Source organism: Ectopseudomonas toyotomiensis (assembly GCF_900115695.1).
In the GTDB taxonomy this organism is placed as follows: domain Bacteria; phylum Pseudomonadota; class Gammaproteobacteria; order Pseudomonadales; family Pseudomonadaceae; genus Aquipseudomonas; species Aquipseudomonas toyotomiensis.
The window spans coordinates 147,817-163,648 of the sequence record NZ_FOXK01000001.1 but is presented as its reverse complement, the minus strand read 5'-3'; the positions used below and the strand labels follow the sequence as shown (position 1 = coordinate 163,648).

The window sequence follows — 15,832 nt, the reverse complement described above, 5'->3', positions numbered from 1 at the left end:
ACCCCGGGGGCTACATGCGTGCCAACAAGATTTTTGCCTTTACCTGCTGCCTGCTGATCGCGGGCTGCGCCGGCTCGGAAAAGAAGGAAGTCGCCAAGCCGGCGGTGATGCCACCGCCTCAAGTTACCCGCGCCTGGCTCGACGAGTACGAGCCGAAACTGCGTGAAGCGGTCAAGGGCAGCCACTTCGAGTTCGAGCGCCGCGAAAACCTGCTGGTGGTCACCGCCCCGGTGCAGGGCTCGTTCAATCCGGATCGTCCGCACATGCTGCTACCGGTGAGCCTCGGCCCCATCACCCGTGTAGCCAAGTTGCTGGAAAGCGACGAAGACGTTGCCGTGGTCGTGCTCGGCCATGCCGACAGCAGCGGTGACGACGCCCAGAACCGCGACCTGAGCCAACAGCGTGCGCGGGCCGTGACCTCCATCTTCCGCCTCAGCGGCCTCAAGCAGAACCGCTTGCAGGTCATGGGCCTGGGCTCCGACGCACCCCGTGCGGCCAACGACAGCGCGGCCGGCCGTGCACTCAATCGCCGCGTGGAGATTCTCCTGACTTCGCGTGACACCATGCAGGGCCTGATCGCCAAGTACAGCCAGCCGGCCAAGGTGGAGCTCAAGGATGCACCCAAGGTAGCTGCCGCAGATCAAGGAAAAGTGAGCAAGTCGGAGTAAGCTTGCGGGCATTTCCACCCTGCGCGGGCAAGCACTAGAAAGCAGCCGGATTGGCTTCTGGCCTTGCCCTGAGGAATTGCCATGACCCAAACCTTGGCCGATATGCGCCGCGACTACACCCGCGACGGCCTGAGCGAAGCCCAGGCCCCGCTGGAACCCTTTGCCCTGTTTCGTCAGTGGTTCGATGACGCGGTCAAGACCGAGCAACTGCCGGTTGAACCCAACGCCATGACCCTGGCCACCGTCGACGAAGAGGGCCGCCCGCACTGCCGGGTGCTCCTGCTCAAGGGCCTCGACGAGCGCGGCTTCACCTTCTTCAGCAACTACGACAGCGCCAAGGGCCGCCAGCTTGCAGCGCGCCCGTTCGCCGCCATGACCTTCTTCTGGCCCAGCCTGGAACGCCAGGTGCGCATCGAAGGCCGCGTGGAGCGCGTGAGCGCTGCCGAATCCGATGGCTATTACCAGGTGCGTCCCTTAGGCAGCCGTATCGGCGCCTGGGCCTCGCCACAGAGCAAGGTGATTCGCGACCGCGCCGAGCTGGAGAGCCTGCTGGCGGAAACCGAAAAACGCTTCCAGGGCCAGACCCCGCACTGCCCCCCGCACTGGGGCGGTTACCGCCTGCTGCCCGAGCGCATCGAATTCTGGCAGGGCAGGCCAAGCCGCCTGCACGACCGCCTCAACTACCGCTTCAAGGGCGAGGCCTGGATTCGTGAACGGCTGGCTCCCTAGGGGCTAGTGGTCGCAACATCCCGAGAGAAAGAGGGAAGCAGCGAGCCTTGAGGGCTCGCTGTGGTTGCGTTGTGCGGCCGGCGGTTACAGCGTCGAGATGGTGCCGCCGTCGATACGGTGCTCGGAGCCGGAGACCGACGCGGCCCGCGGCGACGCGAGGAAGACGATCAGGTCAGCCACCTCCTGAGGCGTGGCAGGCCTACCCAGCGGGAGTCCACCTATCGCCTCCATGACGATTCGTCTGCCGCCTTCGTAGTCGGTGCCCGCCTCTTCAGCCAAGCGCTCGGCAAACCTTATGGACGCCTCGGTCTCTATCCATCCGGGCGCGACGCTCAGCACACGCACACCCTTGGGCGTCACTTCCCGTGCCAGGGACTTGCTATAGGTGGTGAGCGCTGCCTTGGCGGCGGCGTAGGCGGTGGTGGACTCTGGCAGCGGCATCATGCGCTGGATCGAGCTCACATGAAGGATGACGCCCGAGCCCTGGGACAGCATGGCCGGTAACAGGGCGCGGTCCAGGCGCACGGCCGGCATCAGGTTCAAGTTCAGCTCGGCCTGCCAATGCTCATCACTGAGGGCGGCAAAGCCACCGGCAGGTGCGCTCGAACCGCCAACCGAGTTGATCACGATATCCACACCGCCCCAGCTATCCAGAACGGTCTGTGCGAGGTGCGCCACGCCTTGCGCCGTCGTCAGATCGGCGCCGATGTACGTGACGTCATCTACGGGTTGTACCGACACGTCGCGCGCCGATGTCGCCACTCGGGCGCCAGCCGCCACCAGGGCCTGCACCACGGCAGCGCCAAGGCCTTGGGTGCCTCCGGTGACCACCGCACGCAGGCCATCGAGTCGAAGGTCGAAGTTCATGCTGTGATCTCCAACGATGCGATCAGGCCGCGTTCAAGATGGAAACGGTACGAAAGAATGATCGGGCTGCCAGGGAAGTTGCCGGTGACCTTGGTGCTCACGAGCTGGAATTCGTCCTCTTGCTCAATGGCAAAGGGCACGCTGGTGGCGCTGTACTTGGCCGATGCCTCGGCCAGGAAGGCCTGGATGGCCTCGACGCCCGTGTAGGTATGACCGAAGTCGGTCATAACGGCTTGCGCCGTGAAGCAATGCGCCAACGCTTCGGGGTTGTGTTCAGCGGCAAAGTAAGCAGCGATTGGCTCGGGAAGGGTCAAGGTGGACATGCTGTCGGCTCCATAGGATCAGTGATAACCCTAGGGTGAGTGCCGGACAGAATTAAATGAATCACCTAGAATCAGCATTGGCTATGTAGAGAGCGATGCATAATGCGCGGGTCAGAATTTGCCGAGCTAAAGGCCTTCGTGGCCGTTGTAGAGCGTCAGAGCTTCGCCCGTGCGGCGGAGCATCTGGGCCTTTCTCCCTCGGCACTCAGCCAGACCATCCGGCAGCTCGAAGCGCGCCTTGGCGTACGCCTGCTCAATCGCACCACTCGCAGCGTCGCACCATCGGCCAATGGCGAGCTGCTCTACAAGCGTATCGCCCCCTTGTTTCAGGAAATGGCTGTTGCAGTCGCCGAGGCCAGTGAGGCGACAGGCCAGATAAGCGGCACGCTGCGCATCAACACGCCGGGGATCGCCGCCAGAACGCTCATCGCACCTCGGCTGGCACGATTCCACCAGGCCCACCCTGAGGTGCTGCTCGACATCGTGGTCGACGACGCCTTGGCCGATATCGTGCTCGGCCGTTTTGACGCGGGCATCCGTGTAGGTGGCCGGCTTGAGAAAGACATGGTGGCCGTTCGCCTGACCCCAGATCTGAACATGGTCGCCGTAGCGTCTCCGGATTATCTCGCACGTCGAGGTACGCCCCAGTCACCTGCCGAGTTGCAGGATCACGCCTGCATCAACTGGCGCTTGCAGATGGATGGCAGGCCCTATCGCTGGGAGTTCCAGGATTGCGGGCAACTGCTGGAGATGACGGTAGATGGCCCCGTTGTTACCAATCATCCTGACATCGGCATCGCTGCCGCCCTGCAGGGGCTCGGCATTGCCTACCATTTCGAAAGAGAAAGCGTGGGCGAGCTCCTCGCTCAAGGGCGGCTGGTTCAGGTCCTCGCTGACTGGTCGATCTCGCGCCCAGGCTTGTTTCTTTATTACCCGAACCGGCAATACCGACCAGCCGCATTAGGTGCATTCATAGACTGTCTATTGGATAGAAACCTGTTTGATCGACCCAGCCACGAAAAATATCGACGATAAGGACGAAGCAAAGGCCAGTGGGGCATAGGACCTCGAGCACATGGAGCCAACGGTTGGCGCGACAGTAGCTTTGAGGGCCTGTTTTACTGGCGAGATCATTCATGCGGCTGGGCCTGACTTCTGGTCATAGGCTGCTTTTTTGGCCAAAAGCCGCCCTCCACAAGTCCCCCTTATCGTCTGTCCACCACCTACCGCTGAGCACGCCAATCGCCAAGAAGGCTGTACGAAACGAACACATAAGATACCCTTGCGCCACGAACCAACCAGGACGCTGCGAACCGAACGATGGGTTTTGAACAATTAGCCGAGCTACGTGACCGCCTGCGCGCCGAGAAGCAGCAGGTACAGCAGGTAAAGACCGAAAGCGCGAAGCCGCAAAAGCGCAAGCAACCGCATAAAGCCAAGCCGCGCGAGCAGGATCCTACCGTCGAGGCGATCTGGCGCTTGCAGAAGCACTTCCCCTTGGCCTTTCCGGTCAATCCGGCGCCCAAGGTGCCGTTGAAAGAGGGCATTCTCAAGGACGCCGAGCAGCATCTGCAGTTGCTCGGCATCACCGCTGAGCAGCTCAAGGCGGGTATTGCCGCCTGGTGCCGCGGCGGTCGCTACTGGGCTGCCATGACCGAAAATGCACCGCGTCTGGATCTGCAAGGCCAGCCCGTTGGCGCGGTGACGGCGGCGCAAGCGCTGCATGCCAAGCAGCAGGCCAGGCGGCACCGTGCCGAGGCTCGGCGCAATCAGGCCAAGGCGAAAGCACCAGCGGACGACAAGGCCGCCGAGAGCGCCGGAGCGTCTGCTGCGGAGTAAATGCTGGCTACCTGAAGGTTTCGCCGGCGCTGCGAGGGATACTTCGTGAGGCGCCGCTGACACGCCTACAATGGCGGCCTCATTCGCGAGGCCGTTTCTCATGCTCGAACTCGACTCTACTCTGGCGCAGCATATAGTCGACCGCGCCATGGCCATCCTGCCGCACAACATCAATGTGATGGATGCCCAAGGCATGATCATCGGCAGCGGCGACCCCAGCCGCCTGCATACCCGCCACGAAGGCGCACAACTGGTGCTGGCCAACCGTCGCGTGGTGGAGATCGACGCGCAGGCAGCGGCCTGCCTGCGCGGGGTCAAGCCCGGTGTCAACCTGCCGTTGCTGCATGCCGAGCGCCTGATTGGCGTGCTGGGTATCACCGGTGATCCCGAAATAGTGCGGCCCTATGCCGAGCTGGTGCGTATGGCTGCGGAGATGCTGGTCGAGCATCGCGTGTTGCAGGCCGAGCGGCACTGGCAGCGGCATCAGCAGGAGGCCTGGTTGCGACAGTTGCTCGACCCCATGCTGCGCCTGTCCAGTCTCGAGGTCGATGCCGAACGCCTGGGCCTGCAACTGACCTGGCCGCGCCAGATGTGCCTGCTGCAACTCGATGGAGAGGGCGATCCTCTGCCGCGTCAGGCGCGTCTGCTCGCCGCACTGGGGGGCAAGAGTGAACATCTGGTAGCGCCGCTCGGGCGTCATGAGCTGCTCTGGTGTCGGCCCTACAGCGCCACGCGCGATGATCGCGCCTGGCTGCAGCAGGCTGACGAGCGCGAGTGGGGCGTGAGCTCGCTGGCGCTCAGCGATCCGCTGCATGACCTGACCGAGCTGCGCCAGGCCAGCCTGGTCCTGCGCGATCTTCAGGCCTACGGTCAGGCGCGTTTTCCTGGTCAACGTTTGCTGCGTCTGGACGAATTGCGTCTGCCGACGCTGCTCTATGCCCAGCGCCACAGCTGGTTGCTGCAGGGCTGGCTGGCACCGTTGCGTCAGGTGCTGACGCAGGACCCACAGGGCACGCTGAGGGCGACGCTGGAAGCCTGGTGCGCGCATGACGGTCAGGTGCAAACCTGTGCGCAGGAGTTGGGCATTCATCGCAATACGTTGCGCTACCGCCTGGAGCGCATCGCCGAACTCAGTGGCCTGGACCTCAATCGGCTGGATCAGCGCCTGCAGCTATCCTTGGGGCTGGGCTTGCTGGAATCCGCCGCGAAGGATCAGTCGAACGTTCGGTAATCCGCTACCGCTGGTAAAGGCGGGCAGATGGCTTTGTGCGATTGCACAGCCTCTTGCGCGTGGCTGCGGCTGTTTTAGTGCCAGCGCACAGGGCGAGGCTGGGGGTGGCTGAGCCACAATGTGACGCCTCTCGGCATTCCCATCCGGGCCCTGCGCCCGCCATAACAACAATGAGGAGACTGGTCATGGGCCTGGTCCTGATTCTGGTGGCACTGATCGCGTTCATCGTGCTGTCCACTACCCGTTTGAAATTGCACCCTTTCCTGGCGTTGCTGGCCGCTGCACTGATCGCCGGTTTCGCCTACCAGCTGCCCGGCGGCGAAATCATCAAGACCATGACGGCCGGCTTTGGCGGCATTCTCGGTTATATCGGTATCGTCATCGTTCTCGGCACCATCATCGGCGTGATCCTCGAACGTAGCGGTGCCGCCATCACCATGGCCGAGACGGTGATTCGTCTGCTGGGCCAGCGTTTCCCCACCCTGACCATGTCGATCATCGGCTATCTGGTATCGATTCCGGTGTTCTGCGACTCCGGCTACGTCATTCTCAACTCGCTGAAGAATGCCCTGGCCGCGCGCATGAAGGTGTCCGTGGTGGCCATGAGCGTGGCTCTGGCGACCGGCCTGTACGCCACTCACACCTTCGTGCCGCCAACCCCCGGTCCGATCGCTGCGGCCGGCAATCTGGGTCTGGAAACCTCCCTGGGCCTGGTGATTCTGGTCGGTCTGCTGGTCGCAGCGGTCACCGCCGTCGCCGGTATGCTGTGGGCCAACCGTTTCCTCAAGCAGAACGACCACGAATTGCTGGAAGAAGCGCCGAGCGAACTGCTCGCCGATAACGTCGATTTCGATGCACTGCGTGCCCGCTATGGCAAGTTGCCCAGCGCCTGGCAGGCGTTCGCGCCAATCTTCGTGCCCATCATCCTGATCTGCCTGGGCTCGGTCGCTGCTTTCCCGAGCAAGCCCTTCGGTACTGGTGCTTTCTTCGACGTGCTCAGCTTCCTCGGTCAGCCGGTTGCCGCGCTGCTGGTAGGCCTGGTGCTGGCTTGCTCTCTGCTCAAGGGCGAAGGCAAGCGTCAGCAGTTCCATGATCATGTGTCTCATGGCCTGAAAGAGGCGGCGCCGATTCTGTTGATCACCGGTGCCGGTGGCGCCTTCGGTGCGATTCTCAAGGCCACCGCGCTGACCGGTTATCTGGGCGACACCCTGTCGGTGCTGGGCATCGGCCTGTTCATGCCTTTCCTGGTGGCCGCTGCGCTGAAGAGTGCTCAGGGTTCTTCTACTGTTGCCCTGGTTACCACCTCGGCGATGGTTGCGCCGCTGCTGGGCAATCTGGGGCTCGACAGCGAGATGGGCCGCGTGTTGACCGTGATGGCCATCGGTGCGGGTGCGATGACCGTCTCTCATGCCAACGACAGCTTCTTCTGGGTCGTGACCCAGTTCAGCCGCATGAAAGTGGCGACCGCTTACCGTGCCCAGACCATGGCGACCCTGATCCAGGGTATTGCCGGTATGGCCGCTGTCTGGCTGCTTAGCCTGGTTCTGCTGTAATCCCGCTTAACAGACCGTTCAAAAACTACCTGCGTTGCCATTGCTGCGTTAAAAACAGGCTCAAAATGCTCATTTACCGCTCGTAAACTCCGCTTTTTCGCCTGTTTTTGCCTTGCACTGACTGCCTCGCCTACGTTTTTCAACAGTCTGTAACCAGCAGGCGGCTACGGTCGCCTGCCTCCTTTCGAGGTACCTATCATGAAAATCGTCATTGCTCCTGACTCCTTCAAGGAGAGCCTCAGCGCGCCCGATGTGGCCGCTGCCATCGCCCGCGGTTGGCAGCAGGTGTTTCCCGAGGCCGAGTGTTTGCTGCGGCCAATGGCCGATGGCGGCGAGGGTACGGTCGATGCATTGCTGGCTGCCGTGGGTGGCGAGCGCCGTGAGCGTGAGGTACGTGGCCCCATGGGCGCGCCGGTCAGGGCGCATTGGGGCTGGCTGGGGCAGGGCACGGCGGTGATCGAGATGGCGGCGGCCAGCGGCCTGCACTGGGTGCCGCGTGAACAGCGCGATGCCCGTCTGGCCAGCAGCTTCGGCACTGGCGAACTGATCCGTGAGGCGCTGGATGCCGGTGCTACGCGAATCATTCTGGGGCTGGGCGGTAGTGCCACCAATGACGCCGGGGTTGGCCTGTTACAGGCATTGGGGATGCGTTTTCTCGATGCCCAGGGGCGGGAACTGGCGCCGGGCGGTGCGGCTTTGGCCGGTCTCGACCAGCTCGATCTGAGCGGGCTCGATGCACGTTTGCTCAAGGTGCAGATCGAGGTCGCCGCCGATGTCGACAATCCCTTGTGCGGGCCACGCGGCGCATCCGCGGTGTTCGGCCCGCAGAAGGGCGCAACGCCTGAGCATGTCGCGGAGCTGGATACGGCACTCGGCCGCTTCGCCCGTATCGCAGCGGCGACGCTGGGCGAGGATCACGCCGAGTTTCCCGGTGTGGGTGCGGCGGGTGGTCTCGGTTTCGCTGCTCGTGCTTTCCTCAAGGCCAGTTTCCGTCCCGGTATCGCCCTGGTGGCCGAACTGTCCGGCCTTGCCGCCGCAGTGGAGAACGCGGATCTGGTGATTACCGGGGAAGGGCGCATGGATGCCCAGACCCTGCACGGCAAGACACCGGTCGGCGTAGCGCGTGTGGCGCGTGCGGCCGGGGTACCGGTCATCGCTTTATCCGGTAGTTTGGGCGACAACTATCAAGCGCTGTACGAGGCGGGTATCGAAGCTGCATTCAGCCTGGCGCCGGGCCCGTTGTCCCTGGAGCAGGCCATGGCCGGTGCGGCGGCCGAGTTGCAGGCGCGTACCACGGATATCGCCCGGCTCTGGCGTCTCGCCCGGGCCTGATGAGGCGAACCTGGCTGAACTTGGTCTGTCTGAAACAACTATTGTTCAGGATCCGTCGTGACAGTTACGCTCGCCCGGCGTCTAATGGATTGAGATACCTCTGGAGGAATTGCTATGCGTAAACCCACTCTGCTCATTACCTCGCTGGCCGCGATGCTGGCCCTCGGGGGCTGTCAGTCCAGCCTGACCGGCGATACCTACAGCCGCGATGAGGCCCGAGCGGTGCAAACAGTACGCATGGGCACCATCGAATCGCTGCGCCCGGTGAAGATCGAAGGGACCAAGACACCGATCGGTGCAGGTGCCGGTGCTGTGGTTGGTGGCATCGGTGGTAGTGGCCTCGGTGGCGGACGCGGCAGCGCAGTCCTGGCTGTGGTCGGTGCCGTTGCCGGTGGTCTGTTGGGCGCCGCAGCTGAAGAAGGCCTGACCCGGACTCAGGGTGTTGAGATCACCGTGCGTGAGGACGACGGCACCATGCGCGCCTACGTCCAGGAAGTTGAGCCGAACCAGGTGTTCCGTGTCGGCGAGCGCGTGCGCATCATGACGGTAAACGGTACCAGTCGCGTCACCCACTGATCGTTACAAACCAGCCGGAGCAGCTTTGGTTGCTCCGGCTTTTTCTTGCCTGCCATCTCTGGTGACAACTCGTCGGGCTTGCGCAAAAGAAGCGCTCCCGGCAATTTTTTGTGGCCTCGCTATAGTGGTGATCGGCTGTCAGCAGCACTTCCAGCCGCCTGCATGTTACCAAGTGTGTTTAACGATAATTCAATGCATGACGTTGTCTTGATAGTTATGGATAATCGGCCGTTATGCTTGTACCGACAACGACTTAGCTGAACCGTTGTGGTGCATGAACTATTACCGTCAGGGAGTTGCGACTCCAATTCTCGTCGTTGTGTCAGCTGATCCGACGTGCCTGCTTAAGGGGTTTTTCCGATGGCGCTTGCGCTGATTGTCGCCTTGCCATTTCTTGGGTTGTTTCTGCCGGTGCTTGCAGATCGGCTTGGACGCTCGGCCTGTGCCGCGGCTGCTGCTATAGCCCCCATCGTGGCGCTGGTGCTGCTGTTCAGCTACCAGCCTGCAGTGTTCGCAGGTGAAGTGCTGCGGGTCAAACTGGAGTGGTTGCCGCACCTGGGGCTGAATCTCAGTCTGCGCCTCGATGGTCTGGGCTTTCTGTTTGCCCTGCTGATTCTCGGCATCGGCCTGCTGGTCATCCTCTACGCGCGCTATTATCTGGCCAAGACCGAGCCGATGGGGCGTTTCTTCGCCTTCCTGCTGCTGTTCATGGGCGCCATGCTCGGTGTGGTGCTGTCGGAAAACCTGCTGCTGATGCTGATGTTCTGGGAGCTGACCAGTCTGTCATCGTTCCTGCTGATCGGCTTCTGGGGTTCGCGTTCCGATGCCCGAAAGGGCGCGCGCATGGCGCTGGCAATCACCGGGGGCGGTGGTCTGGCGCTGCTCGCCGGTATCCTGCTGATCGGCCACATCGCCGGTAGCTTCGAACTGTCTCAAGTGCTGGCCGCCGGCTACGCGATTCGCGCGCACGAGTTGTATCCGCTGGCGCTGGTGCTGGTGCTGCTCGGCGTGTTCACCAAGTCGGCGCAATTCCCTTTCCATTTCTGGCTGCCGCACGCGATGGCGGCGCCGACACCGGTATCCGCCTATCTGCACTCGGCGACCATGGTCAAGGCCGGGGTCTTCCTGCTGGCGCGTCTGTATCCGGCGCTGGCCGGTTCCGAGTGGTGGTTCTACATGGTCAGCCTGACCGGCCTGGCCACCCTGCTGGTAGGCGCAGGCATGGCGCTGTTTCAGCATGACCTGAAGGGCCTGCTGGCGTATTCGACCATCAGCCATCTGGGGCTGATCACCCTGCTGTTCGGCCTGGATACCCAGCTAGCGGCTGTGGCGGCGGTGTTCCACATCATCAACCACGCGACCTTCAAGGCTTCGCTGTTCATGGCTGCCGGCATCATCGACCACGAAACCGGTAGCCGCGACATGCGGCGAATAAACGGCTTGTGGAAGTACATGCCGCATACGGCGGTGCTGGCGATGGTGGCGGCTTCGGCCATGGCTGGCGTGCCGCTGCTCAATGGCTTTTTGAGCAAGGAGATGTTCTTCACCGAAACCTTGCACCAGCATCTGCTGGGCGGTTTCAACTGGGTGATTCCGGCTGCCGCGACCCTGGCCGGGGTGTTCTCGGTGGCCTATTCGCTGCGTTTCATTCACGACGTGTTCTTCAATGGCGAGCCGATCGACTTGCCCAAATATCCGCCGCACGAGCCGCCGCGCTACATGAAGGTACCGGTCGAGGTACTGGTGTTCCTCTGCCTGCTGGTCGGCATCGTGCCAGCCTATACGGTAGCGCCGTTGTTGGCCGCCGCTGCCGCTTCGACGCTGGGTGGGGAGTTGCCCGAGTACAGCCTGGCGGTCTGGCACGGCTTCAACCTGCCGCTACTGATGAGTTTCGTTGCGCTGTTCGGCGGGATCATCGTCTATGCCTGTCGCAAGCCGTTGTTCCGCTGGTATGAAGGTTTGCCCAACCTCGATGCCAAGGACGCCTTCGACCAGGTGGTGCGCTACATGACGCGTATGTCCGTGCGTTTCACTGCGTTTCTGGAGTGTGGTTCGTTGCAACGCTACCTGGCCTGGATGATCGGCAGTGCCCTGACCCTGGTGGTGATCGCGCTTTCGCCTCTGGAGCAGTTGACCGGCAGCGTGCCGATGACGCCAATCGATCCGCTGACCGTCACGGGCATGTTGATCCTGATGGTGACTGCGGTGCTCACCGTGGTTTTCCACCGCCGCCGCCTGGTGGCGCTGATGATCCTCAGCGCCGCTGGTCTGATGGTGGCGCTGGCTTTCGCCCGTTTCTCCGCGCCGGATCTGGCGCTGACCCAGTTGTCGGTCGAGGTGGTGACCATCATCCTGCTGATGCTCACCCTGTACTTCATGACCGATCGCACCCCGGCGGAGTCGAGCAGCCTGCGCGGCCTGCGTGATCTGGTTCTGGCGCTGGGCAGCGGCACCATGGTGGCAATGCTGACCTACGCCGTGCTGACCCGTCCTTACCAGAGCATTTCCTCGTTCTTTCTCGAGAACAGTGTCTCCGGTGGCGGCGGTACCAACGTGGTCAACGTGATTCTGGTGGACTTCCGCGGTTTCGATACCCTGGGCGAGATCACCGTGCTGGCGATTGCCGCCATGGGCATCTATGCGCTGCTGCATGGCCTGCACCTGCCGCATCCGACCCACGACAAGAACGGTCGTCCATGGTCGACCGATGCGCATCCGATGATCCTCGACAACCTGGCGCGGGCCATGCTGCCGATGGCGCTGCTGATTTCGGCGTTCATCTTCCTGCGCGGGCACAACCTGCCGGGCGGCGGCTTCATCGCCGGTCTGATCACCTCGGTGGCGTTGATTCTGCAGTACATCTCCCATGGTGTGACCTGGACCCAGGAACGCCTGAAATTCAGCTATCACGCCACGGCCGGTTGGGGCGTGCTGATCGCCGGACTGACTGGTCTGGGCAGCTGGCTCTTCGGTTCGCCGTTCCTGACTTCGGCGTTCGGCCATTTCCATATTCCGCTGATCGGCGAAATCGAACTGGCCACCGCGATCCTCTTCGATCTCGGGGTGTATCTGGCCGTTGTCGGCGCCACCCTGCTGATTCTTTCCAATATCGGCCATGTCAGTCAGGACGAGTCGTGCAAGGAGGTCATCTGATATGGAGGCAGTATTCGCAATCACCCTCGGGGTGCTGACTGCCAGCGGCGTCTACCTGCTGCTGCGGGCGCGCATCTTCCCGGTCGTGATGGGGCTGACCCTGATCTCCTATGCGGTCAATCTGTTCATCTTCGCCACCGGCCGGCTCGGCACGGGTGTGCCGGCGGTGATCGGCAAGAGTACCGAGTACGGTGACCCACTGCCGCAGGCGCTGGTGCTCACCGCTATCGTCATTGGCTTCGCCATGACCGCGTTCGTCGTGGTGTTGGCCCTGCGTGGCATGGGCGAACTGAAAACCGATCACGTCGATGGCGAGGAGCCGCGCGCATGAGTCACGCCATCATCCTCCCCGTTCTGCTGCCGCTATTCTTCGGCGCATTGTTGCTGGTCGGCCACGGCTGGTCGCGGGACCTGAAGCGGGGTATTTCCCTGGTCGGCTGCCTGGCGCTGCTGCCGGTGTGTCTGTATCTGGTGTTGTTGGCTGGTGCGGGGCAGTTGCAGGTCTATGCGCTGGGTAACTGGGCGGCGCCGTTCGGCATCATGCTGCTGCTCGACCGCTTCAACGCTGCGCTGCTGTTGCTCACCGCGCTGCTCGCCTGCTTCGCCCTTATCTACGCCTGCCGCGGCGACGATGAGCGTGGGCCGAACTTCCATGCGCTGTTCCAGTTCCAGCTGCTGGGCATCAACGGTGCGTTCCTCACCGCCGACCTGTTCAACCTGTTCGTGTTCTTCGAGATCCTGCTGATCTCTTCCTATGCACTGCTGCTGCATGGCAACCGCGCCAATCAGGTCAAGGCGGGCGTGCATTACGTGGTGCTCAACCTGCTGGGCTCTTCGTTCTTTCTGATCGGCGTCAGCCTGCTGTATGGCCTGACCGGCACCCTGAACATGCCGGACCTGGCTGCGCGGGTGGCCAGCGCCGATGTTGCCGACGCGCCGCTGATCAAGGCGGCTGCCTACCTGCTGCTGATCGTTTTCGGTCTCAAGGCCGCCGTGCTGCCGCTGTGCTTCTGGCTGCCGCGCGCCTATGCCGCAGCGCCCGCTTCGGTGGCAGCGTTGTTCGCCATCATGACCAAGGTGGGCTTCTACGCCGTCGTTCGCGTGTTCACTCTGGTGTTCGGCGAAGAGGCCGGGCCGCTGGCCAATCTCGGCCATGAACTGCTCTGGTGGCTGGCCCTGCCGACCATTGCCTTCGGTGTAATTGGCGCCCTGGGAGCGCGCCAGTTGCAGGCGCTGCTGGCCTATCTGGTGGTGATTTCGGTGGGTACGTTGATGGCAGGTTTCGCCATCGGCAATGTGGCGGCGTTGAGTGCTGCGCTGTATTACATGGTGCACAGCACGCTGATCAGTGCGGCGTTGTTCCTGCTGGCCGGCCTGGTGGTCGCCCAGCGTGACAGCGCCGGCGGTGATCTGCAGCAGGAGCGCGTGCTGCGCCAGCCGCTGGTGCTGGGCTGCATGTTCTTCTTCGCCTCCATTTCCGTGGCCGGGTTGCCGCCGTTCTCCGGTTTCCTCGGCAAGATGCTGCTGTTGCGCGCGGCGGAGCCTGGCTGGCAAGCCTGGAGCCTGTGGCCGGTGGTGCTGATCGGTGGGCTGCTGACGCTGGTGGCCCTGAGCCGCGCTGGTACCAGTCTGTTCTGGCTGGGCCATGGTGCGGATGCGTCGCCTTCGAAAGCCGAACCGGCTGATCGCGTCAGTCTGCTGGCTGCGCTTGGCCTGTTGCTGGCCAGCCCGCTGCTGCTGATCGCTGCCAAGCCCATCCTGGCGTATCTGGAGGCTGCTGCGGCGCAGTTGCTCGATCTGCAACCCTATCTGTCGATCATCGCCGGAGGTGCGGCATGAGGCGTTTCTTCCCTCACCCGCGGATGATGCTGGTGCTGACGGTGCTCTGGCTGCTGCTGGTGAACACCTTCAACCTGGGGCATCTCCTGCTCGGGCTGTTTCTCGCCTGGGCCATCGTACATTTGTGTGGCGACTTCCTGCTGCATGTGCCGAGGGTGCGCAAGCCGCTGGGGCTGGTGTTGTTCACTGGCAAAGTGTTCTACGACATCGTGGTGGCCAATCTACAGGTGGTGAAACTGGTGTTGGGGCCGAAGTCGCGCCTGCAGCCGGCATTCGTTGAGGTGCCGGTGGGAATCGAGGATGAGTTCGTCCTGTCCACCCTGGCCTGCATCATTTCGCTGACCCCCGGCACGGTCTCTGCCTGCCTCAGCTCCGATCACAAGACCCTGTTGGTGCACGGACTCGATGTGCCCGATCGCGACGAACTGATCGCGGCGGTCAAAAGCCGTTACGAAACGCCGCTGCTGGAGATATTCGAATGCTCGAGAACGTAGTCTTTCTGTGCATGGGCATCCTCACGCTGGCCATGCTGCTCAATGTCGCGCGCTTGGTCGAGGGGCCGAACGTGGTTGATCGGGTTCTGGCACTGGATACTCTTTATATCAACGCGCTGGCGCTGATCGTACTGTTCGGCATCTGGCTGGCATCGGATCTGTTCTTCGAAGCTGCACTGCTGATCGCGGTGATGGGCTTCGTTGGTACGGTCGCAGTGGGTAAGCACCTGTTGCATGGCGACATCATCGATTAAGAGGGAATGACCATGCCGTTCTGGCTGGAATTGTTGATTTGTGCCTGCCTGATTCTCGGCAGTCTGTTTGCCCTGGTGGGGGCCATCGGACTGTATCGGCTGCCGGATTTCTTCACGCGCCTGCACGGGCCGACCAAGGCTACGACGCTGGGCGTCGGTGGTACGCTGATCGCGTCGATGCTGTTCTTTGCCCATCACACCGGCAGCCTGAGCCTGCATGAACTGCTTATCACCCTGTTCCTGTTCCTGACTGCGCCGGTCAGTGCACATATCCTGGCCAAGGCGGCGATGCAGCAGAAGGTCGAGCTGACCGAGCGTACCCAAGGTCAGCCCTGGGACGATGATCACTGAGCCACTGTCAGGCGTTTCTCGCGCCTGGCTGTCACTGTCGCCAGGCAATTGCCCGCTCTAGACTGCGCTCTTGAATCAGGCGGCGTATTGCGTCAGAGGAGTCAGGAGATGAGCGAGCTGGTCATTCGTCAGGCCTGTGTCGAGGATATCGAGGCACTCTGCGCGCTGATTCTCGAGCATGGGCCCAACCCCTGGAATCATTTGCCCGAAGCCGAGGTTCGCCAGCACCTGCAGGGTATTGCGTCAAGTACGACCTTGGCCGTGCTGGCCGAGGAGCAGGGGCAACTGCTGGGGTTCGTCAGTTATCGCCTGACCCAGGATTTCGCCGCTCATCAACCTGCCGCGCGTGCCGGACAGGTGCATGGCTACATCTGCGAAGCGGTGGTGCATCGCGATTGCGCCGGCCGAGGATTGGGGGCGCGTCTTCTGCGTGAGGCCGTCACAGAGCTGTGGCGGCTGGGCGTCAGTGATATCTATGTTGATCGTCACGAAGAGAATGCGGCATCCGCGGGGATGATGCGCAAGGCCGGTTTCAGTGAGCTGCTGACCTATGCCGATCCCACGCGGCGGCCCAACGGTTCGGGGCGTTCGACGCTGTGCTGCCTGCGGGCCAGGCAATGATC

17 protein-coding genes are annotated in these 15,832 nt (G+C 62.6%); 15 read left to right on the top strand and 2 right to left on the bottom strand.

What is annotated here, in order from left to right; translation table 11 throughout:
* Positions 1–14 precede the first annotated feature (14 nt).
* Positions 15–668 carry an OmpA family protein gene (locus BM186_RS00825; RefSeq protein WP_064494362.1) on the top strand — a complete coding sequence of 218 codons (654 nt, stop codon included), beginning with the start codon at positions 15–17 and terminating at the stop codon, positions 666–668.
* Between the two features lie 81 nt (positions 669–749).
* Positions 750–1,397 (top strand): pyridoxamine 5'-phosphate oxidase, encoded by a 648-nt coding sequence (gene pdxH / locus BM186_RS00820; RefSeq protein WP_072422648.1) that lies wholly within the window; start codon positions 750–752, stop codon positions 1,395–1,397.
* A gap of 84 nt (positions 1,398–1,481) precedes the next feature.
* Here pdxH and BM186_RS00815 read toward each other — a convergent pair whose 3' ends face one another.
* Both BM186_RS00815 and BM186_RS00810 read right to left on the bottom strand, forming a co-directional pair.
* A complete protein-coding gene (locus tag BM186_RS00815; RefSeq protein WP_074913045.1) occupies positions 1,482–2,264 on the bottom strand; it encodes an SDR family oxidoreductase in 783 nt (260 codons plus the stop codon).
* Positions 2,261–2,587 (bottom strand): nuclear transport factor 2 family protein, encoded by a 327-nt coding sequence (locus BM186_RS00810; RefSeq protein WP_017677802.1) that lies wholly within the window; start codon positions 2,585–2,587, stop codon positions 2,261–2,263. The genes BM186_RS00815 and BM186_RS00810 overlap by 4 nt, the downstream gene beginning before the upstream one ends.
* 102 nt (positions 2,588–2,689) lie before the next feature.
* Between BM186_RS00810 and BM186_RS00805 the strand changes: the two genes are divergently transcribed.
* From BM186_RS00805 to BM186_RS00745, 13 genes are all read left to right on the top strand, one after another.
* On the top strand, positions 2,690–3,622 hold the full coding sequence (locus BM186_RS00805; RefSeq protein ID WP_074913043.1) for a LysR family transcriptional regulator: 933 nt from the start codon (positions 2,690–2,692) through the stop codon (positions 3,620–3,622).
* A 285-nt stretch (positions 3,623–3,907) separates the two neighbouring features.
* Positions 3,908–4,426: a ProQ/FinO family protein gene (locus BM186_RS00800; RefSeq protein WP_074913041.1), complete on the top strand. Its 519-nt coding sequence runs from the start codon at positions 3,908–3,910 to the stop codon at positions 4,424–4,426.
* Between the two features lie 100 nt (positions 4,427–4,526).
* Positions 4,527–5,657: a sugar diacid recognition domain-containing protein gene (locus BM186_RS00795; RefSeq protein WP_074913039.1), complete on the top strand. Its 1,131-nt coding sequence runs from the start codon at positions 4,527–4,529 to the stop codon at positions 5,655–5,657.
* 185 nt (positions 5,658–5,842) lie between these two features.
* Positions 5,843–7,210: a GntP family permease gene (locus BM186_RS00790; protein ID WP_074913037.1), complete on the top strand. Its 1,368-nt coding sequence runs from the start codon at positions 5,843–5,845 to the stop codon at positions 7,208–7,210.
* Between the two features lie 198 nt (positions 7,211–7,408).
* Positions 7,409–8,542 carry a glycerate kinase gene (locus tag BM186_RS00785; RefSeq protein ID WP_072422641.1) on the top strand — a complete coding sequence of 378 codons (1,134 nt, stop codon included), beginning with the start codon at positions 7,409–7,411 and terminating at the stop codon, positions 8,540–8,542.
* A gap of 114 nt (positions 8,543–8,656) precedes the next feature.
* Entirely contained in the window at positions 8,657–9,118 is a 462-nt protein-coding gene (locus tag BM186_RS00780; protein WP_017677796.1) for an outer membrane lipoprotein, read from the top strand.
* Positions 9,119–9,478: 360 nt separating this feature from the next.
* Complete coding sequence (locus tag BM186_RS00775; RefSeq protein ID WP_072422640.1) at positions 9,479–12,271, top strand: monovalent cation/H+ antiporter subunit A; 2,793 nt, start codon at positions 9,479–9,481, stop codon at positions 12,269–12,271.
* A 1-nt stretch (position 12,272) separates the two neighbouring features.
* On the top strand, positions 12,273–12,602 hold the full coding sequence (locus BM186_RS00770; RefSeq protein WP_072422639.1) for a Na+/H+ antiporter subunit C: 330 nt from the start codon (positions 12,273–12,275) through the stop codon (positions 12,600–12,602).
* Entirely contained in the window at positions 12,599–14,110 is a 1,512-nt protein-coding gene (locus BM186_RS00765) for a monovalent cation/H+ antiporter subunit D (RefSeq protein WP_074913034.1), read from the top strand. Before BM186_RS00770 ends, BM186_RS00765 begins: the two co-directional genes overlap by 4 nt.
* The gene (locus BM186_RS00760; RefSeq protein ID WP_072422637.1) at positions 14,107–14,604 is read left to right on the top strand and encodes a Na+/H+ antiporter subunit E; all 498 of its coding nucleotides are present in this window, start codon (positions 14,107–14,109) and stop codon (positions 14,602–14,604) included. Before BM186_RS00765 ends, BM186_RS00760 begins: the two co-directional genes overlap by 4 nt.
* A complete protein-coding gene (locus BM186_RS00755; protein WP_004423843.1) occupies positions 14,589–14,858 on the top strand; it encodes a K+/H+ antiporter subunit F in 270 nt (89 codons plus the stop codon). The genes BM186_RS00760 and BM186_RS00755 overlap by 16 nt, the downstream gene beginning before the upstream one ends.
* Positions 14,859–14,870: 12 nt before the next feature.
* A complete protein-coding gene (locus tag BM186_RS00750) occupies positions 14,871–15,209 on the top strand; it encodes a Na+/H+ antiporter subunit G (RefSeq protein WP_072423722.1) in 339 nt (112 codons plus the stop codon).
* 108 nt (positions 15,210–15,317) lie between these two features.
* Positions 15,318–15,830, top strand: coding sequence for a GNAT family N-acetyltransferase (locus BM186_RS00745; RefSeq protein WP_074913031.1), 513 nt, complete (start codon positions 15,318–15,320; stop codon positions 15,828–15,830).
* The last annotated feature ends 2 nt before the right edge of the window (positions 15,831–15,832 follow it).